Origin of the sequence: uncultured Pseudosulfitobacter sp. (assembly GCF_963976325.1) — a bacterium.
Taxonomy (GTDB): domain Bacteria; phylum Pseudomonadota; class Alphaproteobacteria; order Rhodobacterales; family Rhodobacteraceae; genus Pseudosulfitobacter.
Genome location: NZ_CAXBJW010000004.1, coordinates 86,769 through 108,545 on the forward strand (window position 1 = coordinate 86,769; position 21,777 = coordinate 108,545).

Here is a 21,777-nt window from a genome sequence, read left to right on the forward strand (position 1 = left end):
ATTGTGATAGCTTTCCCCTTGGTCTTCCGCTAGATTCCTCCCAAGGAAGGCTGGACATAACAGCCGTAGACAAAGAGCAGGCAGATGGAAGCAGACACGCTGGCTTTGGCGCAGGGGATAGATTTCTCTCTGTGGGGCCTTTTCGCACGCGCCACAATCTTAGTTAAACTCGTCATGATCATGTTGATCGTCGCGTCCTTTTGGTCGTGGGCGATTATCGTGCGCAAACTGATCAGCTATCGCGCGGCGCGCGCCGAGGCTGCGCGTTTCGACGAACGGTTCTGGTCGGGCGAGCCGCTGGACGAATTGTTCGACGAAATCGGACCCGAGCCGCGGGGCAGTGCCGAGAAGATATTTGCCGCCGGTATGACCGAATGGCGGCGTTCGCACCGCGATGATGGCGGGCTGATTGCCGGGGCCACCGCGCGGATCGACCGCAGTATGGACGTGGCGATCAACAAGGAAGCGGAAGAGCTGCAAAAAGGTCTGCCTATTCTGGCGACAATCGGGTCGACGGCGCCTTTTATCGGTCTGTTCGGGACGGTCATGGGGATCATGAACGCCTTTATCGAGATTGCAGAGCAGCAAAACACCAGCCTTGCGGTTGTGGCCCCCGGCATTGCCGAGGCGCTGCTGGCCACGGGCCTGGGGCTGCTGGCCGCGATCCCGGCGGTGATCTATTACAACAAGCTGTCGTCGGACAGTGACCGCATCATTTCGGGGTACGAGGCGTTTTCGGACGAATTCGCCACCATCCTGTCGCGCCAGTTGGACAGCTGAGCGATGGGCGCTGGTGTGATGCAAAAGGACGGGGGCGGCGGGCGGCGACGCAAGCGCAGCCGCGCGCGTCCCATGGCCGAGATCAACGTCACGCCCTTTGTGGACGTGATGTTGGTGCTTTTGATTATCTTCATGGTGGCTGCCCCGTTGTTGACGGTGGGCGTGCCGGTCGAGCTGCCCAAAACGGCGGCGGGTGCCCTGTCGGCGGATCAGGAAGAGCCGTTGACGGTGACGATCACCTCGACGGGATCGGTGCAGATTCAGACGACAGAGACACCGCGCGATCAGTTGATCGCCAAGCTGCGGGCGATTTCGTCCGAGCGGGAAAGCGACCGTGTGTTCCTGCGGGCGGACGGGGCCGTGCCCTACAGCGACGTGATGCAGATCATGGGCGCGCTGAACGCGGGCGGATTTTCCAACATTGGTCTGGTGACGGACACCGGCGGTCCTGCGTTGGACGGCACGGACACATCGGGCGGGTAAGCCACAGTGGACGCAGGGCATGTCATATCGGGTGCGGGCCATATCGGCCTGATCGGCTGGTTGCTGTTTGGCGGCGCGTTCCAGACCGACCCTTTGCCATTGGAAACCATGGATGTTTCGGTCATCTCGACCGAGGCTTACGAAGCGATTGTCGCGGCACAGCGCCCGCCTGCTTCGGAGACCGAGGTGGCGCAGCCGCAGCCGCCTGCGGCCGAGGATACGGTCGCAACCCCGCCGCCTGCCGAAACCGAAGTGACGCCGCCGCCCGCACCCGAAACGGCGGAAGCGCCCGAGCCGGAAACCGCGCCCGAACCACCGCAGCCTGTGCCGCCCGTGGCCGAGGTTGAAGACAGCGCACCCGTGCAGCCCGATCCGCCTGCGGACGTGGCCGTTGTCGTGCCCGAGGTCAGCACACGCCCCGTGCCGCGCCCTGTCGAGCGCGTGGCCCCCGAGGCCGTGGCACCGCCACCGCCCGAAGCCAAGCCCGATCCGGTCGAACAGGAAGCGGTCGAGCAGGCTGAGACCGGCGAGACCGTGCAAGAGCCGCAAACCGCGACCGCGCCCGAAGAGGCCGCGACCGAGATCGTGACCGAGGCCGAAAAGCCCAGTGCCGCGCCCAATGCGTCACCGCGCCCGCCTTCGCGGCCTGCACCCCCGGTGCGCACCGCCGCCGCCGAGCCGAAGCCCGAGGCGAAACCGGAAACCAAGCCCGATCCGAAGCCTGAAACACCGCCTGCCACCAGCAGCAGCACCAAGGATGCGGTGGACGCAGCCCTTGCCGAAGCGCTGGGTGGCACCACATCCGAACCAACGGCCCCCACCGGGCCGCCGCTGTCGGCGGGTGAAAAGGATGCCTTGCGGGTGGCGGTTTCAAGCTGCTGGAACGTGGGTTCCTTGTCGTCCGAGGCATTGCGCACCACAGTGGTGGTGACAGTGTCGATGACGCCCGACGCGCGGCCTGTGACGTCGTCCATCCGGATGGCCAGCAGTTCGGGCGGGTCCGGGGCGGCGGCCGATCAGGCGTTTGAAGCGGCCCGCCGGGCGATCATTCGCTGCGGGGCCAAAGGATACAACCTGCCGTCCGAAAAATACGGGCAGTGGCAAGAGATAGAAATGACGTTCAATCCCGAAAGGATGCGCATCAAATGATCTGGCGAATTCTCGTTTGCATGATGGCCGTTCTGGCCTGGACCGCCCCCACCGCGCAGGCCCAGCAGGGCCCGCTGCGTATCGAGATCACCGAAGGTGTGATCGAACCCTTGCCCTTTGCCGTACCCGCCTTTGTGGCCGAAAACGGCGAAAGCGCGCAGATGGGGCAGCAATTGGCGCAACTGGTGGCGGCCGATCTGACCGGCACCGGCCTGTTCCGCGAAGTGCCCGCCAGCGCGTTCATCAGCGGGGTCAGCGATTTCAACGCCGCGATCCAATATGCCGACTGGAAGGCCGTGAATGCGCAGGCGCTGATCACCGGTGCGGTGGCCGTGTCGGGCGATCAGTTGACCGTGAAATTCCGCCTGTATGACGTGTTCTCGGGGGCCGAGCTGGGCAGTGGGTTGCAATTTGCGGGCACCGCGTCGGGATGGCGCCGGATGGGGCACAAGGTGGCCGATGCGGTTTACAGCCGGATCACCGGCGAAAGCGGTTACTTCGACAGCCGCGTGGTGTTCGTGTCGGAAACCGGCGGCAAGGCGGATCGTCAGAAACGTCTGGCGGTGATGGATTATGACGGCGCGAACGTGCAGTACCTGACCGGCAGCGAAAGCATCGTGCTGGCGCCGCGGTTCTCGAAATCGGGCGACCGGGTGCTCTACACCAGCTATGAAACCGGATTTCCGCGTATCTTTGTGCTGGACGTGGGCAGCGTGCAGCGCCGCGTTCTGGAAAGCCAGGAAGGCACCATGAGCTTTGCGCCACGGTTCCACCCCAACGGGCAGACGGTGGTATATTCGCTAAGCCAAGGCGCCAACACCGATATTTACACGCTGGACATCAACTCGGGCCAGACCACGCGCCTGACGTCGGCCCCGTCGATTGAAACAGCGCCCAGCTATTCGCCCGATGGCAGCCAGATCGTATTTGAAAGCGACCGCTCTGGCGCGCCGCAGCTGTACGTGATGTCCGCCAGTGGCGGGGAACCGACGCGGATTTCCTTTGGCGAGGGGCGTTATGGCACGCCGGTGTGGTCGCCGCGCGGCGATCTGGTGGCGTTTACCAAACAGTCCAAGGGCCGTTTTCACATCGGCGTGATGCGGCTGGATGGCAGCGAGGAACGTCTGCTGACCGCGTCGTTCCTGGACGAAGGTCCGACCTGGGCGCCCAATGGCCGCGTCATCATGTTCACCCGCGAAACCCAAGGGGATTCAGGGCGTTCGACGCTGTATTCGGTGGACATCTCGGGCCGCAACCTGCGCCCTGTGCAAACCCCCGAAGGCGGATCGGACCCAAGCTGGGGACCGTTGCAGAATTAAGCCGCACGATTCCCCTTTGCGGGCAAGCGTGCTAGACTAACCCGAACGCGTGATTACGAACTCAATTCAAAAGGCTTTAAGCATGAAACTCTCGACGAAATTCGTATTGCTGGCAGGCGTGCTGGCATTGGCGGCCTGTACAAACCCCGACCGCTTTGGCGCAGATGGCGCGAATGGCATGAACGGCACCGGTATGAACGGCGGCATGGTCCCCGGCAGCGCAAGTGACCCGACCTCGGTCGCGTATTTCCAGCAATCGGTCGGTGACCGTGTGTTGTTCCTGGTTGACCAGTCGACCCTGACCGCCGAAGGCCGCGCCACGCTGGACGGGCAAGCCGCATGGCTGAGCCAGAACGGTGACTACACGGCCATCATCGAAGGTCACGCCGACGAGCAGGGCACACGGGAATACAACCTTGCACTGGGCGCACGTCGCGCTGATGCCGCGCGGGCCTATCTGGTCAGCCAGGGCGTGCCGTCGTCGCGTTTGCGCACCATCAGCTATGGCAAGGAACGGCCCATCGAAGTGTGCAGCAACGAAGCATGTTATGCAAAGAACCGCCGCGCTGTGACAGTGCTGGCCGGTGGATTGACGGGGTAAAGTGATGCGGCGTATCGCAATTCTGGCAACGGTCGTGGCGCTTTGGGCACCGGCCTCGGGTTTCGCTCAATCGGCGGATGGCAGCACCTTGGCTGACATCCGGCAGGAGCTGACCATTCTCAACGTGGAAATCCAGAAGCTGCGCCGCGAGCTTTCGACAACAGGGTCGGCTTCGGTGGATGTTGGGGCGGGCGGTTCGCTGGACCGGCTGAACGCCATCGAGTCCGAACTGCAACGGGTCACCGCCAAGACCGAACAGCTTGAATTCCGCATTGGCCGCGTGGTCGAGGATGGCACCAACCGGATCGGCGATCTTGAATTCCGGCTGGTCGAGCTGGAAGGCGGCGATCTGGGTGCGCTTGGCGATACGCCCACGTTGGGTGGTGACACTGGCGGAGCGACACCGTTGCCCGGTCCGGTAACTCCGCCCGCCACGAACGAGGCACAACTGGCAACGCAGGAACAGGCCGACTTTACGCGGGCGTCGGAGGCGCTCGCTGCAAGTGACTTTCGCGGCGCCGCTGACCAGTTTGCGACCTTTAATCAGAACTACCCCGGTGGTCCGCTAGCCGCGGCTGCCGATCTGGGCCGGGGCAAGGCGCTGGAAGCGCTTGGCGATACGCGCGAGGCTGCGCGGGCCTATCTGGCGTCATTCTCGGCGGATCAGGCGGGGCCCACCGCGCCTGACGCGCTGTTGTTGCTGGGCGTGTCGTTGGGGCGTCTGGGCAAGACCGGCGAAGCCTGCGTGACCCTGGGCGAGGTGCCTGTGCGCTTTGGCGGAACAGAGGCTGCGGCACGGGCGCAAAGCGAAATGAGCACGTTGGCCTGCGGCTGATCATGGATGATGACGCCGCATTAAGTGCAGCCATCGCGGCGCACTTGTTGCCTGACCCTCCTGAAAAACTGGGCGTCGCCGTGTCTGGCGGCGGCGATTCGATGGCGCTGTTGGCGCTGGCGGACGATTTTGCGCGGGCGCAGGGCGTTCAGGTGCATGTGATCAGCGTGGATCACGGGTTGAGGTCGGGCGTGCGCGAAGAGCTGGCCCTTGTTGCTGCATTTTGCGCGGCGCGGGGGCTGCCGCATCAGGTTGAAACCTGGAGTGGCTGGGACGGCGCGGGCAACCTGCAAGGTGCCGCACGGGCGGCACGGTATCATCTGATCAATCAATGGGCCGACAGTGTGGGGCTGGCCACGGTTCTGCTGGGCCACACCGCTGACGATCAGGCTGAGACGCTGATGATGCGTCTGGCGCGCGGGGCGGGGGTGGACGGATTGTCTGCCATGGCCCCCCGACGGGTTCGGGACGGTGTGACCTATGTGCGTCCCTTGCTGGACATCACCCGCGCCGAGTTGCGCGCCTATCTGGGCCGTCATGGCATTGCCTGGGCGGATGATCCCAGCAACGACGACACCAGCTTTGCCCGCGTGGCGATGCGGCAGGCGTTGACACAGCTAGAGCCGCTGGGGCTGACGGCCAAGACGCTGGCGGGGGTGGCGCGGAACATGCGCCAGTCACGCGAGGCGTTGAATTGGCAGGCTTTTCAGGCGGCGCGCGATGTGGCGCAGGTGCAATGCGGCGCGGTACGGGTGGATGTGCAGAAGTTTCGCGATCTGCCGACCGAAATCTCGCGGCGGTTGCTGGTGCAGGCGGTGATGTGGATCAACGGCGGCGGTTATCCGCCACGGCGTGCGGGCATCGCGGGGGTGCAGGCGGCGGTGAACGACGGGCGCACCACCACGCTGGACGGTTGCCAGATCAGCTTTGCCGGGCCGGTCATGTGGATTTACCGCGAGCTGAACGCGGTGCGCGACAGTACCAGCAAACTGGACGGGGTTTGGGACAACCGCTGGCGGGTGGATGGCCCTGAAAACAACCCGGGCTGGCGCATCGGCGCGTTGGGCGAGGACGGTTTGTCGCAACGCCCCGACTGGCGCGATCTGGGCTTGCCGCGTGGCGCGATGTTGTCCTTGCCTGCGGTCTGGGACGGCGCGCAACTGGTCGCTGCACCGGTTTTTGACGCCGCCGCAGGGTGGTCCGCCGAGATCACCGGCGGGCAAGAAACCTTTTTTGCCGCACTTCTATCCCGTCAATGATGCTGTTATCGCATTGAACTGACGGACAGCATGTCTATCTTATGCGGGTGACCGTGGCGTATTGCCGTTCGGTCCCGAGAATTTTTGGGAGAGTATCCTTGGGTAATGCACGCAATATCGCGTTCTGGGTCGTACTGCTTGTATTGATCGTTGCGCTGTTCAATCTGTTCAGCGGCACTGGCAGCACACTGCAAAGCCGTGAAATCAGCTATTCCGAGTTCGTCCAGTCGGTTGAATCCGGCAAGGTCACCAGCGTGACACTGGACGGAGAGCAAGTGCGCTTTCGCGAAGGCGAGACCGACTATGTGACCATCAAGCCGACGGATGCCGAGGTCACGAACCTGCTGATTTCCAACAATGTGCCGGTCAAGGCCGAGCAACAGCAACAATCAGGGTTCCAGACCTTTTTGATGTCGCTGCTGCCGTTCCTGCTGCTGATCGGTGTCTGGATCTATTTCATGAACCGGATGCAGGGTGGCGGCAAAGGTGGCGCCATGGGCTTTGGCAAGTCCAAGGCCAAGATGCTGACGGAAAAGTCGGGTCGCGTGACCTTTGACGACGTGGCCGGTATCGACGAGGCCAAGGAAGAGCTGGAAGAGATCGTTGAATTCCTGCGCAACCCGCAGAAGTTTTCGCGTCTGGGCGGCAAGATTCCCAAAGGGGCGTTGTTGGTGGGCCCTCCGGGCACCGGTAAAACGCTGCTGGCGCGCGCGATTGCGGGCGAGGCGGGTGTGCCGTTCTTTACCATCTCGGGCTCTGACTTTGTTGAAATGTTCGTGGGTGTGGGTGCATCGCGTGTGCGCGATATGTTCGAGCAAGCCAAGAAAAACGCGCCCTGCATCGTGTTCATCGACGAGATTGACGCCGTGGGCCGTCACCGGGGTGCCGGTTATGGCGGTGGCAACGACGAGCGTGAACAGACATTGAACCAGTTGCTGGTGGAAATGGACGGCTTCGAGGCGAACGAAGGCGTGATCATTCTGGCCGCGACCAACCGTCGTGATGTTCTGGACCCTGCGCTGTTGCGCCCCGGTCGTTTTGACCGTCAGGTGACCGTGCCGAACCCCGACATCAAGGGCCGCGAAAAGATCCTGAGCGTGCACGCGCGCAAGACCCCGCTGGGCCCCGATGTCGATCTGCGCATTATTGCACGCGGCACGCCCGGTTTTTCGGGTGCTGATCTGGCGAACCTTGTGAACGAGGCGGCGCTGATGGCTGCCCGTGTGGGCCGTCGTTTCGTGACGATGATTGATTTCGAATCCGCCAAGGACAAGGTCATGATGGGCCCCGAGCGGCGCAGCATGGTGATGACGCCCGAGCAAAAGGAAATGACCGCCTATCACGAGGCCGGTCACGCGCTGGTGGGGATGACCCTGCCCAAGTGCGATCCGGTCTACAAGGCGACGATCATTCCGCGCGGTGGTGCCTTGGGCATGGTGATGAGCCTGCCGGAAATGGACCGTCTGAACATGTTCAAGGACGAGTGCAAACAGCGTCTGGCCATGACCATGGCGGGCAAGGCGGCCGAGATCATCAAATACGGCGAAGATTCGGTGTCCAACGGCCCCGCGGGTGACATCCAGCAGGCCAGCGCGCTGGCCCGTGCGATGGTGCTGCAATGGGGCATGTCGGACAAGGTCGGCAACATCGACTATTCCGAAGCGGCCCAGGGTTACCAAGGTGCGACCGCAGGCTTCTCGGTTTCGGCCAACACCAAGGAAACCGTCGAACAGGAAGTGCGCATGTTCATTCAGGACGGCTATGACTGGGCGGCCAAGATCATCAAGGAAAAGAACGTCGAATTCGAACGTCTGGCCCAAGGCTTGCTGGAATACGAAACGCTGACCGGCGACGAGATCAAGCGCGTGATGAACGGCGAACCGCCGCAGGCGGGTGACGGCGACGACGATGGCACGGCTGCCAGCGAAGACAAGCCCAGCCTGACCGCCATTCCCAAGGCCAAGGCGAAGAAAAAGCCGCCGTCGTCCGAGGGCGGGATGGAACCTGAACCGACCTGAGGTTGGTGGGAAAGATGCAAAGGGCCTCGCGGATGCGGGGCCTTTTTGCTTTAAGGGCCGCGCGACGTGTCGAAGGTTGGGAACGGGAAAGGCCACAGATGACCATTACAAGGCAGGACGAGTTGGACGGTCGAGCCGTTCTTGTCGCTGGGCGGGCAGTGGGCGGATGACGGCGACGATGGCTGGACGCTTTATAGTGAACCGCCCGCACCCGAGGTGCAGTACGAGCATACAGTCGTTGCAACAGGTCGTGGTGCGATCATCGTAACGTTGCCCAGTGCATAAATAGCGCCTTGCGGGGCTTTTCATTTGCCTGTCATGGGGCCAGATTGCGCCCGAACCCTGTGCCCCTAGCGAAAGGTTGCCGCCTATGCCCGCGCTTAAACCTACATCTTTCACTGCCCGCATTACATGGCTGGGCCGTAACACCAATCCTGACGACAGCAGCGTCGCGGGGGCCTTGCGGTCCGAGCCGCTGGAAAGTGTCGCGGCCACGTTGCAAGGGTTCGAGGGCGAGGTGCACAGCGGCTTTTCGCGCCCGTCGTGCAGCCGCGTGACGTCACAGCATCCCAAGGGCACCGAGATTGGCAATGCGCGACAGGTGACGATCCTGTCCGCCGAAGAGCTGGCCGAGATTGCGGAAAAGATGGGTGTCGATGCGCTGGACCCTGCGTTGCTGGGCGCGTCGATGATTGTCGAGGGCATTCCCGATTTCACCCACATCCCCCCGTCTTCGCGCTTGCAGGGGCCCAGCGGCGCGACGTTGGTCGTGGACATGGAGAACCGCCCCTGTGTTCTGCCGGGGCGCGAGATTGAAAGCGAAATGCCGGGGCTTGGCAAAACTTTCAAGACTGCGGCGCGCAACCGGCGCGGGGTAACGGCATGGGTCGAGCGGGCAGGGCACTTTGCTGTCGGTGACACGCTGGTGCTGCACATCCCCGACCAACGCGTGTGGCACCACCTGTCGGAAGCCCGCCGCTAGGCTTCGCGGTTTCCGAAACGAAACGATTGATGCGTTCTGGACGGTCCAGAAGCGCAATATGTCGGAAATGCCCTGCCATTTGGGCTGGACCGGCCTGTATGCATAAGGGCACACCCAACGGAAACGGGAGTGCCGGTAAGGAGAGTTGATGGCTTACAAAACGGACATCCAGATCGCACGCGAAGCGAACAAGCTGAAGATCCAAGAGATCGGCGGCAAGCTGGGGATTCCGTCGGACGATTTGCTGCCCTATGGCCATGATAAGGCAAAGGTCAGCCAGAGCTTTATCAACAGCGTGCAGGATCGGACCAACGGCAAGCTGATCCTTGTGACCGCGATCAACCCCACGCCGGCGGGCGAGGGCAAGACGACGACCACGGTGGGGCTGGGCGACGGGCTGAACCGCATTGGCAAGAACGCCGCTATCTGCATCCGCGAAGCGTCGCTTGGGCCTAACTTTGGCATGAAGGGCGGGGCCGCAGGCGGTGGCTATGCGCAGATCGTGCCGATGGAAGAAATGAACCTGCATTTCACCGGCGATTTTCACGCCATCACCAGCGCCCATTCGCTGCTGTCCGCGATGATCGACAACCACATCTATTGGGGCAACGAGCTGGACATCGACGTGCGCCGCGTGGTGTGGCGGCGGGTGGTGGATATGAACGACCGCGCGCTGCGCCAGATCAACGTCAGCCTTGGCGGTGTCGCCAACGGGTTCCCACGCGAGGGGGGGTATGACATCACTGTCGCGTCTGAAGTGATGGCGATCCTGTGTTTGGCTGATGATCTGAATGACCTGCAAAAGCGACTGGGTGACATGATCGTCGCCTATCGCCGCGACCGCACGCCGGTGTTCGCGCGTGACCTGAAGGCCGATGGCGCGATGACCGTGCTGCTGAAGGATGCGATGCAGCCCAACCTGGTGCAGACGCTGGAAAACAACCCCGCCTTTGTGCACGGCGGCCCGTTTGCCAACATCGCACACGGCTGCAATTCGGTCATCGCCACCAAAACGGCGCTGAAACTGGCAGATTTCGTGGTGACCGAGGCCGGCTTTGGCGCCGATCTTGGGGCCGAAAAGTTCATGAACATCAAGTGCCGCAAGGCGGGACTGGCCCCGTCGGTGGTGGTTTGTGTGGCCACGGTGCGGGCGATGAAGATGAACGGCGGCGTGGCCAAGGCCGATCTGGGGGCCGAAAATGTCGAGGCGGTGCAGAACGGGTGCCCCAACTTGGGGCGTCATATCGAGAATCTGAAATCCTTTGGCGTGCCGGTGGTCGTGGCGATCAACCATTTCGTCACCGACACGGATGCCGAAGTGCAGGCGATCCAGGATTTCGTGGCCAGCATGGGGGCCGAAGCGATCCTGTCGCGGCATTGGGAGCTGGGCGGCGAAGGGGCCGAGGCATTGGCCACCCGCGTGGCCGAGATTGCAGAGGCGAACACCGCAAACTTTGCCCCGATCTATCCCGACGACATGCCGCTGGCGGAAAAGATTCAAACCATCTGCAAAAAGATCTATCGCGCCGATGCGGCGGTAATGGACGACAAGATTTTGAAGCAGTTGAAGGACTGGGAGGATCAGGGATATAGCGCGCTGCCGGTCTGCATGGCAAAGACGCAATATTCGTTTTCGACCGACCCGACCCGGCGCGGTGCGCCCACAGGGCACACGGTGCCGGTGCGCGAGGTGCGGCTGAGCGCGGGGGCCGGTTTCGTGGTGGCCGTCTGCGGAGAGATTATGACCATGCCGGGCCTGCCGCGCAAACCATCGGCGGAAACGATCATGCTGAACGCGGATGGCCAGATCGAAGGGCTGTTCTAAACCAAAGCGGGCCGGAGCGCCCGGGGGATCGAGCCCCCGCGTGCTTCGGTCGAAACCTTGCGGCGGCTGCGTGCCTCCGGCGGGGATTTATGAAACCAAGGAAGAGGACGCTCAGATGGCGGCGACTGTGATTGATGGCAAGGCTTTTGCGGCCAGGGTGCGAGGGCAGGTGGCGACCCATGTGGCGGCGCTGAAGGCGGATCACGGGATCACGCCGGGGCTGGCCGTGGTGCTGGTGGGCGAAGATCCCGCCAGCCAGGTCTATGTGCGATCCAAGGGCAAGATGACCGTTGAGGTGGGCATGAAAAGCGTCGAGCACAAGCTGGATATGGATACGTCCGAGGCGGACTTGTTGGCGTTGATCCAGACGTTGAACAACGATCCGGAAATTCATGGAATCCTTGTGCAATTGCCGCTTCCTGATCATCTGGATGAAGATCTGGTGACCAACAGCATCGACCCGGCCAAGGATGTAGACGGCTTCCATATTTCCAACGTGGGCTTGTTGGGCACCGGACAGGACAGCATGGTGCCCTGCACGCCGCTGGGGTGTTTGATGATGCTGCGCGATCACCACGGATCGCTTTCGGGTCTGGACGCGGTGGTGATCGGGCGCAGCAACATTGTGGGCAAGCCGATGGCGCAGTTGCTGCTGGGCGACAGTTGCACCGTGACGATTGCACATTCGCGGACCAAGGATCTGGCCGATGTTGTGCGCCGTGCTGATATTGTGGTGGCCGCTGTGGGCCGTCCGCAGATGGTGCCGGGCGACTGGATCAAACCGGGTGCGACGGTGATCGACGTGGGCATCAACCGCATCGACAAGCCCGAAGGCGGCACGCGGCTGGTGGGGGATGTCGATTATGACAGTTGCGCCGCCGTCGCGGGGGCAATCACGCCGGTGCCGGGTGGCGTCGGGCCGATGACCATCGCGTGCCTTCTGGCCAATACGGTCACGGCGTGCTGTCGCGCCAACGGATTGCCTGCGCCCGAGGGGCTGACAGTCTGAAACCCAAAGCCGGTGGGGGCGGGCCGATTCCCCGCCGGTTATGATTGTTTGGCGATTGAATTTGTTCGGTAAAGCATGCAATTAGGCGGCGTTCTTATAGTTTGTTGTTGTGTGTTTCGAGCGGTTGCCAAGTGAATTTTGTTTTTTACGGTCTGCGTAGGACCGCGGTGCGGCTTCTATCGACCGAGTTGGGACTATTCGCAGCGATTGTTCTGATCCTGATGATTGTCGCGGCTTTTTCAGGGCCGTTTGGCACCTATGTCCAAGGACCGTTTCCCACCCGGCTTGTCTATTGGATCATCAGCATCGGATGCGGGATTGCAGTGGCGCGCAGCGTGCGTCGGATCTGTGCGCACTGGCTGGGGCATGTGCCGTTTGCCGTGCGCGAACCACTGGTTCTGATCGCTGTCACGGCCATCTACACCCCGTTCTTGCGATATTGGACTGTGTTTTTGTTCGAAGGACGCGCGTTCGATACGGTCCCTTTTTGGCCGCTGGCGGCGAAAATACTGGCCATTTGTGTTATGGTCAGCACGCTGCGGTTCTTTGTGTCGAAACTTGTCAAACGGGCGGTCGCGGTTCAAGAGCCACACGGTGACAAGGTGCGGTTGCTGCGCCGGTTGCCCGATGATGCGGACCAGACGGTTTTGCGGCTGTCCGCAGAGGGGCACATCGTTCATGTGGTCATGGCGCAGGCGCGCTATACGCTGCGGATGCGGTTCAGCGACGCGGTGGACGAGATGGACGCAGCCGACGGGTTCTGCACGCACCGGTCGCATTGGGTGGCGCGGGGTGCCGTCGCCGCTAAGAAGACCTGTAACGGGCGGCCGGTGCTGATCCTGACCAACGGGGACGAGGTGCCGGTCAGTCGCAAATACCAGCGGGATCTTGAGGTCGCAGGCGTGCTATAGGCGCGGCATCGGCACCTCGGCGGGTACGGGGCCGGTCAGGATCGCGGTGGCATCGGGACGCATGAGCTGCGCCAGAACGCCGTCGTGGCTGCGCAGGCCGCCGGTATAGGTGCCGTAAGCGGGCAGGATCAGCCGGTCCTCATCCACCAGAAACGCAGGCCGCGAAATGCGGCGTCCGCGCGTGGGCAGCGTGACCTTTGGGTGGTAATGCCCTGAAATCTCGCCTTTACCTTCATCGGTCGCAATGTGCCGAAAGGTCAGCGGTGGCAGGGCCAGTTCGGCCAGGTGGGTGCCGCCCAGGTCAATCGGGCCGGGGTCGTGGTTGCCCTCGATCCAGATCCAGCGGCGGCCCGCTTGCAGGCGGGTGATCCAAAGCCGCTCGTCCTCGGGCAGGGACCGGGCGGCTTGCAGGTCGTCGAAACTGTCGCCCAGGCAGACCACGGTGTGGGCCTGTGTGCGGTCCAGATCGGCGGCTAGGCGGGTCAGGGTATCGCGTGTCTCGTAGGGGGGCAGGCCGGGGCCGCCGCGGCGCGCCATGCGTTCGGATTTGCAAAGGTGCAGGTCCGAGACACACAGCAGGCTGTGGTCGGCCCACCACAAAGCGCCCGAGCCCAGGGCGGTGAGGCGGGCGCCTTGGAGGGTGATGTCGCATCCGTTCATGATTTGTTCATAGCGGGTGTGATTGTCTTGGGAAAGCGGGAATTTGGGGGCGCTGCCCCCGGCGCTGCTGCGCCTCCCCCGGGATATTTTCGGCCAAAAGAAAGTGTCATGGCTTCAGGCCCGCTGTCGCCATCAGGCGGGCCGCCTCTTCGGCCAGCAGCCGCTCCTCGGCCATACCTTTGACCGGCACGCGGCCCATTTCCAGCATCAGCGGCGCGGCCAGCGGCGTTAGCCGGTCGAGCGTGACCAGGTCAATCCGAGAGCCGATGCGCGTGGCCATATCTTCGATGCGACCAAAGTCGACCAGACCGCGCATCGCCTCTTCGCGGGTGATGTCCAGCATCAGGTGGTCGGGGTCATATTTGGCGAGCGTGTCATACAGGATGTCGGATGAAAACGTCGCCTGTCGGCCCGATTTACGTGCCGTGGGCGTGTTGCGGTCGATCAGCCCCGCGATGGTCGCCGAGGCGCGAAAGGTGCGTTTCATCACCGCGTTGCCCGCCAGCCAGCCATCAAGACCGTCGCGCAGCGCGTCGATGTCGAACAAGGGCGCGGGGTCGGTGATGGGTTCAAGCCCCCAGATCAGCGTGGCGTAGTCGGTGGCCATAAACCCCAGCGGATCAAGGCCCAGCTCCTCCATCCGTTTGGTCAGCAGCAGGCCCAGCGTCTGCATCGCGTTGCGGCCGGCAAAGCCGTAGACCGCGTGGTGGATGCGCCCGTCGTGGGGAAAGCATTCGATCAGCAACCGGCCCGGTTCTGGCAGGCGGCTGACCTGCCGTTGCAGGGACAGCCAATCCGCGGTGTGGGCAGGCAGGTCGGGCCAGGTGTCTTGCTGGAACAGGCGCAGGATGCGCTGGCTGAGCTGGGTCGAGGTGGCGAATTTGGTGCCCATGAAGGTGGCGATCTTGGGCTTTTTGGCGGCATCGCGGGTGACCTGCACGGTCATTTCGCGCAAGGAATCATACCGCACGATCTGCCCGCCGATCAGGAAAGTGTCGCCGGTGGTCAGGGTGGCGGCAAAGCCTTCTTCGATTTCGCCCAAGGGTTTGCCGCCGCGCGCGTTCTTCATGCGCACCTTCAGTGTGTCGGTGTCCTGAATGGTGCCGATGTTCATGCGGATGCGCCGGTCACCGCGTGGATCGCGCAAGGCCCATGTGCCGTCGGGGGCCTGTTTCAGCCGCTGCCATTGGTCGTAGCGACGCAGGGCATAACCACCGATGGCCACGAAGTCGAGGCACGCGTCGAAGTCGGGGCGCGACAGGGCACTGTAGGCGCCGACGGTCGTGACCTCGGCGTAAAGCGCATCTGCGTCGAAGGGGCCTGCGGCGGCGGTGATCAGGATGTGTTGGCACAGCACGTCGCGGGGGCCGGGGCCGCGCGGGTCGCCGTCCAGCTCACCGGCCAGTGCCGCGTCGATGGCGGCGACGCATTCGACGACCTCGAAGCGGTTGGCGGGGACCAGGCGGGCCTTGGACGGGGCGTTGTAGCGGTGGTTGGCGCGGCCGATCCGCTGGACCAGACGTTTGACGTTTTTCGGCGCGCCGATCTGGATGATCAGGTCGACATCGCCCCAGTCGATCCCCAGATCCAGCGTGCCGGTGCAAACGATCGCCCGCAACTGGCCTGCGACCATCGCCGCTTCGACCTTTTGCCGCTGGGCGCGGTCCAGTGATCCGTGGTGGATGCCGATGGGCAGGGCGTCGTCATTGGCCAGCCACAGGTTGTGAAAGAAAATCTCGGCCTGCGCACGGGTGTTGTGAAAGATCAGCGTGGTCTTGTGCTGGCGGACCTGCTCCAGCACCGCCGGAATGGCGTATTTGGCGCCACCGCCGGACCATGGCGGGGCGGCGTCTGTGGTCAGCATGGCAATGTCGGGGGCGGGGCCGGGGTCGGCCAGCAGAACCTCGCAGGGGTCGGGGTGGCGGGCCAGCGTGTGGGCAATGGCGGCGGGGTCTTCGACCGTGGCGGACAGGCCGACGCGTTTCAGATCGGGACACAGGGTTTGCAGCCGCCCCAGCGCCAGCATCAACTGGTCGCCCCGCTTGCTTTCGGCCAATGCGTGGATTTCATCGACGATAACCCGCTTGAGCCCTTTGAAGATGTGCGGCGCGTCGGGGTAGCTGGTCAGCAGCGCCAGTGATTCCGGCGTGGTCAGCAGGATGTGCGGCGGATCGGCGCGCTGGCGGCGTTTGCGGGTGGCGGGGGTGTCGCCGGTGCGGTCCTCGATGCGGATGGGCAGGGCCATTTCCGTCACGGGGGTGGTCAGGTTGCGTTTGATGTCAGCCGCCAGCGCCTTGAGCGGCGAGACGTAGAGCGTGTGCAATCCGTCATGCGGCTGGCGGGCCAGGTCGACCAGCGTGGGCAGGAACCCCGCCAGCGTCTTGCCGCCGCCCGTGGGCGCGATCAGCAGCAGCGCGGGCGCATCGGCGCGGTCCAGCATGTCCTGCTGGTGCGGGTGGATGTGCCAGCCTTTGGCGGCGAACCAGTTGGCAAAAAGGGGGGGCAGTGGGGTCATGCGCCACAGTGTAGCGCGGCCGCGCGGAGGGGCCAGCGCAATTGGGGCGCTGCCCCCGGCCTGCGGCGCGTCCCCGGAGTTTATGGGGCAAGATGAAGGGTTATTTGATGATCACTTCATCCTTGACGAACATGTTGGCCCAGGCGCGGTCGATCAGTTGCGGCGACATCTTGTAGGGGATGCCTTCGAAGTCGCAGATCGCGATCATCTGGTCGATCAGGAAAACCGGTTGATAGTTGGCATAGACGTTGTTGATGGTCGGGTATTTCACCTTGAGCAGGTGGACCAGCGACGGTTCGTCCAGCGCCATCTTTTTCTTGCGGGCGACCATGGCGAAAATCTTGAGGAAGTTCGCCTGATTGGGGCCGTCGATCTTGATCTTGAAGAAGATACGGCGCAAGGCCGCCTGATCGAAAATCTCGTTCGGGTGGAAGTTGGTTGAAAAGATCACCAGCGTGTCGAAGGGCACTTCGAATTTTTCGCCCGATTGCAGCGACAGGATGTCCTTGCTTTCTTCCAGCGGCACGATCCAGCGGTTTACAAGGCTTTGTGGTGGTTCCGCCTGTCGGCCAAGGTCATCGACGATGAAAATGCCGCCGGTCGATTTCAGTTGCAGCGGCGCCTGATAGGTGCGCGCGACGGGGTTATAGACCAGATCCAGCATACTCAGCGACAGCTCGCCGCCGGTGATGACCGTGGGGCGTTCGCAGCAGACATAGCGGCGGTCAAAGCGGGTGACGCGGCGCAGGGCGTTGGGGTCGTCCACCTGATGTTCGGCGACGGTGTGCACGATAGGGTCGTAAACGGTAATCACCTGACCCGCGTATTCGATGGCGCGCGGCACATAGACCCAGTCGCCCAGGGCGTCGCGGATGCCGTTCGAGATGGATGATTTGCCGTTGCCGGGGGGGCCGTACATCAGGATCGAGCGGCCCGCGCTGACGGCGGGGCCGAGGTGGTCCAGCAGGCTGTCGGGCAGGACCAGATGGCCCATGGCGTTGGTCAACTGGTCGCGGCTGACCATGATGTTGCGGATTGACTGGCGTTCCACCTGTTCGCGGTAGACATCCAAGGGCACCGGCATCGCGCCGAAATATTCCGATTGGGTCAGCGCATCCAGTGCACGGGCCTTGCCGGCGTCGGTTAACTGATAGCCCATTTCGTTGCCATTGTTGGCATTCAGCGTGCCCGTCGCCTCGATCAGGCGCTGGTCGCGGCCCATGTCGATCAGTTCCTGCGTGACGGGAATGGGCAGGCACAGGGCGGGGGCCAGATCGCTGACCATGTCCAAGTTCTTGCGAAACATGGTCTTGATCAGGATGTCGCGCATCATGACGATGGGCAATTTCATCTCTTCCAGCCGCTTGGGGGCGGGCGGGGCCATCACGGATGTTTGCTGCATTGTCATGGGCGGGTGCCTGTGTGTTGTCCGGGTGAAAGGTGCAGTAACGTGAATTTGGGCCAATAATGTGGCGAATTATTTAAGATATGTGTGATGTGGCGCCATCAGCTTCCAAAGACAGCGCCAAAACCTAGATAGAGGGCCAGTGTCGCGCCCAGCGGAAAACCCATCGGGAACTTCTTGTTCTCTTGGTCCCAACTGGCCCAATGGGGGGCCACCCGACGCAGGGGGCTGTGTTTGGCCAGACGGTGTGTGGCAAAGGCAGCCAGCAGGCTGGCGGCGTAAAGGGCGATCAGGAACTGCACGTCGCCCATGGCCACAAAGGGCGCGGCGGCGGCGATAAACTTGGAATCACCTGCCCCCATGACGCCGGCGGCATTCAGCGCGATGGTCACCAGCAGAACAATGCCCAGTTGCGCCAGGCGCCACAGGTATTGATCAAAAGGCAGGGCGATCAGACCGACCAGCAAGAACACGACGATCAGGGCGATAACAGCCTGATTTGTAATGCGCATTTCGCGCAGGTCAGTGAAGGCCACGTAGAAACACAAGGGCAGCACAAAGGGCAGGAACCACCATGCGGAAAAGGCCGTGATCGCCACGGGCCTTATCCGTTCGTGACGTTGTTTTCCAACGCCTGAAGGGACCGGACCGCAGCTTCAAAGTGCTGGGGGTGCGTTTCAATCGCATCGCGCAGCAACCCTTTGCCGGTTTCCACGTCGCCTTGTTTGATCGCTGACAGCGCCAGCGTGTGCAGCAGTTGCGCGCGCTCGATCTGGTCCATTGGAATGACGGGCAGGGTATAGTCACGCTGCGCGCCCCGGGCCAGGATCATATTGTTCTTGGCGGTGAACAGGGTCGGGTCCTGGCGGATCGCCTCGCCAAACAGCCGCTCGGCGCCCTGATAGTCGCCGCGTGTCAGCTTGGAATAGCCCCAGTTGTTCATCACGCCCGACGGCTGGGTGGTCAGACCGACGGCAATTTCATAGAAACTGTCGGCTTTTTTCCATTCCTGATTGCTGTCGGCCACCATCGCTTCCAGCCGGTAGCGTTTGAATGTCTCGTGGGTGGGGGGGACGCCGTCCAGCACCTTTTCGGCCTGCGACCAGTCGCCCGAGCGGATCAGCGCATCGGCATAGTCCACTTGGTCGTCTGCGGTGGCGCCGTCCATCTTGACGACCTTGCCATAGGCTGTGGCCGCTTCGGTGGTGCGCTTGGCGCGGATCAAAGAGATGGCAAGCCCGCGTTGCAGGTCAATGCGGCTGGGGTCGGTTGCTGCTGTGCGCTGGAAATAACCGACCGCTTCGTTGGGGTCGGCCACAGTCAGCATCACGTCGTTCAGGTTGCTTTCATCAACGACGTTCACGTCCTGAAACGCACGTTGCACGGCAGCGTCGCCGCTTTTCTTTTCACATGCGGACAGAACCATAGCGCCTGCAATGCAGGCGGAAAAAAGAATGGGGTGGCGCATTTATTGCGTCCTTTACTGCTGCCTCGATCATGATGCTGGCCGGATCAGATAGTCACTGCTGCCGCGCCGCACCAATTTATAATTGTTATTTTCTGGGTCCACCGTAACAGAATTTTCCGTTTTTGCGAGTGCTAAGCGCAGATTATCCCTAATGAGTGTGCTTTCTCCGTCATCCAGCGCGTAGGCCTTGCGGAAAATCTGTTCGGCTTCGGCGGTTTTGCCGCGTTCCATCAGCACAACACCCAGATTGTTGTAGATTTCGGGCCATGCATCCTGTTCGGCGGCGGCACGGCGCAACAGGGTTTCGGCCTGTCCCAGACGGCCCAGGCCCAGATTGGCGGTGCCCAGGCCCGACAGAATTTCCGCATCCATGCCCTGATCCAGTGCGGCGCGGGTAAAGGCCTTGATTGCCAGTTCATATTCGCCCGCAGCGATCAGCCGGTGGCCGACATCAATGCCGTTCACGGCCTCTTTGCGGGTGTCGATGCCGGGGGCATAGACACCGTCCTGAGACGACGAAAGGCCGCCCGGTGAACAGGAGGCCAATCCGAAAGCCATGAGAGCAGCAAGAAGGGCCGCTTTGGTGGCTGATGTCATATGGTCAATTGCTCATTTTGCCCAATTGGGTGATGCCATGCACCGATGGGCCGACCAGAATGATCAGCAGCGGCGGCACCGTTAGCATCATTGTGGCAAGGGTCATCTTCGTTGGCAACTTGTTTGCGGCCTCTTCGGCGCGCATCACACGTTTGTCACGCATTTCCCCTGCATAAACCCGCAACGCTTCGGCGATGGATGTACCGAAGCTGGCCGATTGCACCAGCACGGTGGTAAAGCTGGACACATCCTGCACGCCGCAGCGTTCGCCCATGTCGTTCAGAACGGTTTCCTTGTCCTTGCCGGCCTTCATCTCGTAGGCGACGATGTCGAATTCGTCGGCCAGCGCGGGGTAAGAGGCGCGCAGCTCGCGGGCCACACGCACGATGGACTGGTCCAGCGATTGACCGGCCTCGACGCAGACCAGCATCATATCCAGCGCGTCCGGGAAACCACGGGTGATTTCCTGTTTGCGTTCCTCGACGCGGCGGGTGACCCAGTATTGGGGCAGGTAATATCCGATCCCGCCCGGTCCCAAGGTCCACATGGCCATTTTGTTGGTGGTCATTTCGACATCGGCGTTCAGCACGTTCACATAGATCACGCCAAAGATCAGCCCAGCGATCCCCAGCGCAAACTGGGCAAAGTGGAAGATCCGCACCGCATCGCGTGACTGATAGCCCGCTTGGGTCAGCATCAACTGGCGCTTGCTCAGCTCGGCCACGTCCTTGGGTTCCAGAAAGCCTGCAAAACGGTCAAGCTGTTCGTTGTGCCCGCCCTGCCGCAGCTTTTCGCGCGGTGCATCGCCGCCTGGCGCCTGAACCTGACGTTTCAGTTTGGCCATCGGATCTTCGGGCTGGCGCAGCATCATGACCACGGTGCCGGTGACCAACATCAGCCCGAGTACACCGGCGATGATGATCGGGCCAAGCGGGCCCAGCAGATCGGTGATCATGGTCTGGATTTGTGTAAACGTGTCCAAAGCTACGCTCCCTTATACCTTGATGTCGGTCAGGGCGCGCATGACCAATAGGTTGACGCCCAGGAAAATCGCCACGATGAAACAGGCGGGGATGAAATAGGGATGGTCGCGCACTTCGTCATAGTAGTGCGGGTCGCCCAGATTGATCACGACCAGCGCCACCAGCGGGAAAGCGGACAGGAACTTGCCCGACCATTTCGCCTCGGCGGTGATCGCCTTGACGCGGCGGAACAGACGAAAACGGGCGCGGATCACCTGTGCCAGACCGGCAAGGATTTCGGCCAGGTTACCACCCGATTGCTGCTGGATGGTCACGGCCACGGCCAGAAAGCGCAAATCCTGCATGTCCAGACGTTCGGCCATGTCCTTGAGCGCCTCGCCCACGTCGCGGCCATAGGCGCTTTCGTCTGCGATCACGCCAAATTCCGACGCCAGCGGGTCCTTGACCTCTTTTGATACGATCTGGATGGCCGATACGAACGGGTGCCCCACGCGCAGCGACCGCACCATCAGCTCGACGGCGTCGGGCAGTTGCTCTTCGATCATGGCAAGACGCTTGTTTGCCTTGGAGGAAACCCAGAAATAGACCGCGCCGACGCCGATCACGATCGACAACAGGATGCGCACGGGTGGTTCGGTTTCGGTGCCGATGGTCAGGCCCATAAAGGCCACGACCGCAAGGCCCGCCATCACGCCGATCAACTGTTTGGGGGTAAACGCGATGGCCGCCTTCTGTGCCTTTTCCGCCAACAGCGAATACAGCGGGATCGACTTGGCGTTCATGTGCTGCTGCATTTCCTTGCGCAGCTGGTCCAGCACTTCTTCGCGGCGGCCGCCCTTGTTCAGCATATCAAGGCGGCGGTTGACGCGCGAGTTCAGCGAAATCGACTTGCCAAAGGCCACAAGGTACAGCCCCTCGACAAGCACAAGGACGCCGACAAAAATCAGGCCGTAGATAATGGGTTCTGCGCTCATGGCG

Annotated in this window: 20 protein-coding genes and 1 pseudogene; 13 read left to right on the forward strand and 8 right to left on the reverse strand. The window is 62.4% G+C overall.

Annotated features, from left to right (window positions below; all coding sequences use genetic code 11):
- Positions 1-84: 84 nt before the first annotated feature.
- From tolQ to AAC077_RS13590, 13 genes and pseudogenes are all read left to right on the forward strand, one after another.
- On the forward strand, positions 85-780 hold the full coding sequence (tolQ, locus tag AAC077_RS13530; RefSeq protein WP_339770447.1) for a protein TolQ: 696 nt from the start codon (positions 85-87) through the stop codon (positions 778-780).
- A 3-nt stretch (positions 781-783) separates the two neighbouring features.
- Entirely contained in the window at positions 784-1,263 is a 480-nt protein-coding gene (gene tolR, locus AAC077_RS13535; RefSeq protein ID WP_339770449.1) for a protein TolR, read from the forward strand.
- 6 nt (positions 1,264-1,269) lie between these two features.
- The gene (locus AAC077_RS13540; RefSeq protein ID WP_339770450.1) at positions 1,270-2,412 is read left to right on the forward strand and encodes an energy transducer TonB; all 1,143 of its coding nucleotides are present in this window, start codon (positions 1,270-1,272) and stop codon (positions 2,410-2,412) included.
- Positions 2,409-3,731, forward strand: coding sequence for a Tol-Pal system beta propeller repeat protein TolB (gene tolB / locus AAC077_RS13545; protein WP_339770452.1), 1,323 nt, complete (start codon positions 2,409-2,411; stop codon positions 3,729-3,731). The genes AAC077_RS13540 and tolB overlap by 4 nt, the downstream gene beginning before the upstream one ends.
- A gap of 82 nt (positions 3,732-3,813) precedes the next feature.
- The gene (pal, locus tag AAC077_RS13550) at positions 3,814-4,332 is read left to right on the forward strand and encodes a peptidoglycan-associated lipoprotein Pal (protein ID WP_339770454.1); all 519 of its coding nucleotides are present in this window, start codon (positions 3,814-3,816) and stop codon (positions 4,330-4,332) included.
- 4 nt (positions 4,333-4,336) lie between these two features.
- Positions 4,337-5,167: a tol-pal system protein YbgF gene (gene ybgF / locus AAC077_RS13555; RefSeq protein WP_339770456.1), complete on the forward strand. Its 831-nt coding sequence runs from the start codon at positions 4,337-4,339 to the stop codon at positions 5,165-5,167.
- 2 nt (positions 5,168-5,169) lie between these two features.
- Positions 5,170-6,426: a tRNA lysidine(34) synthetase TilS gene (gene tilS, locus AAC077_RS13560; RefSeq protein ID WP_339770458.1), complete on the forward strand. Its 1,257-nt coding sequence runs from the start codon at positions 5,170-5,172 to the stop codon at positions 6,424-6,426.
- A 98-nt stretch (positions 6,427-6,524) separates the two neighbouring features.
- Positions 6,525-8,444, forward strand: a complete 1,920-nt coding sequence (gene ftsH / locus AAC077_RS13565; protein WP_339770460.1) for an ATP-dependent zinc metalloprotease FtsH — start codon at positions 6,525-6,527, stop codon at positions 8,442-8,444.
- A 126-nt stretch (positions 8,445-8,570) separates the two neighbouring features.
- A pseudogene (locus AAC077_RS13570) lies at positions 8,571-8,729 on the forward strand (type I methionyl aminopeptidase); the annotation flags it as partial.
- An 85-nt stretch (positions 8,730-8,814) separates the two neighbouring features.
- Positions 8,815-9,426 (forward strand): MOSC domain-containing protein, encoded by a 612-nt coding sequence (locus tag AAC077_RS13575; protein WP_339770462.1) that lies wholly within the window; start codon positions 8,815-8,817, stop codon positions 9,424-9,426.
- A 148-nt stretch (positions 9,427-9,574) separates the two neighbouring features.
- A complete protein-coding gene (locus AAC077_RS13580) occupies positions 9,575-11,251 on the forward strand; it encodes a formate--tetrahydrofolate ligase (RefSeq protein WP_339770464.1) in 1,677 nt (558 codons plus the stop codon).
- A 115-nt stretch (positions 11,252-11,366) separates the two neighbouring features.
- Entirely contained in the window at positions 11,367-12,260 is an 894-nt protein-coding gene (gene folD, locus AAC077_RS13585; protein WP_339770465.1) for a bifunctional methylenetetrahydrofolate dehydrogenase/methenyltetrahydrofolate cyclohydrolase FolD, read from the forward strand.
- 188 nt (positions 12,261-12,448) lie between these two features.
- Entirely contained in the window at positions 12,449-13,171 is a 723-nt protein-coding gene (locus AAC077_RS13590; protein WP_339770467.1) for a LytTR family DNA-binding domain-containing protein, read from the forward strand.
- On the opposite strand, the gene pdeM is transcribed toward AAC077_RS13590, so the two are convergent.
- The 8 genes from pdeM to AAC077_RS13630 form a co-directional block, all read right to left on the reverse strand.
- Positions 13,166-13,831 (reverse strand): ligase-associated DNA damage response endonuclease PdeM, encoded by a 666-nt coding sequence (pdeM, locus tag AAC077_RS13595; protein WP_339770469.1) that lies wholly within the window; start codon positions 13,829-13,831, stop codon positions 13,166-13,168. The genes AAC077_RS13590 and pdeM overlap by 6 nt on opposite strands.
- 106 nt (positions 13,832-13,937) lie before the next feature.
- A complete protein-coding gene (locus AAC077_RS13600; protein WP_339770471.1) occupies positions 13,938-16,346 on the reverse strand; it encodes a ligase-associated DNA damage response DEXH box helicase in 2,409 nt (802 codons plus the stop codon).
- A gap of 100 nt (positions 16,347-16,446) precedes the next feature.
- Positions 16,447-17,754, reverse strand: a complete 1,308-nt coding sequence (locus tag AAC077_RS13605) for an ATPase (RefSeq protein ID WP_339770473.1) — start codon at positions 17,752-17,754, stop codon at positions 16,447-16,449.
- Positions 17,755-17,852: 98 nt separating this feature from the next.
- Positions 17,853-18,350 carry a prepilin peptidase gene (locus tag AAC077_RS13610; RefSeq protein WP_339770475.1) on the reverse strand — a complete coding sequence of 166 codons (498 nt, stop codon included), beginning with the start codon at positions 18,348-18,350 and terminating at the stop codon, positions 17,853-17,855.
- Between the two features lie 5 nt (positions 18,351-18,355).
- Positions 18,356-19,219 (reverse strand): tetratricopeptide repeat protein, encoded by an 864-nt coding sequence (locus AAC077_RS13615; protein ID WP_339770477.1) that lies wholly within the window; start codon positions 19,217-19,219, stop codon positions 18,356-18,358.
- A gap of 27 nt (positions 19,220-19,246) precedes the next feature.
- The gene (locus tag AAC077_RS13620) at positions 19,247-19,777 is read right to left on the reverse strand and encodes a tetratricopeptide repeat protein (RefSeq protein WP_339770479.1); all 531 of its coding nucleotides are present in this window, start codon (positions 19,775-19,777) and stop codon (positions 19,247-19,249) included.
- Positions 19,778-19,820: 43 nt separating this feature from the next.
- Positions 19,821-20,798, reverse strand: a complete 978-nt coding sequence (locus AAC077_RS13625; RefSeq protein WP_339770481.1) for a type II secretion system F family protein — start codon at positions 20,796-20,798, stop codon at positions 19,821-19,823.
- Positions 20,799-20,810: 12 nt separating this feature from the next.
- Positions 20,811-21,773 (reverse strand): type II secretion system F family protein, encoded by a 963-nt coding sequence (locus AAC077_RS13630; RefSeq protein ID WP_339770483.1) that lies wholly within the window; start codon positions 21,771-21,773, stop codon positions 20,811-20,813.
- Positions 21,774-21,777: the final 4 nt, after the last annotated feature.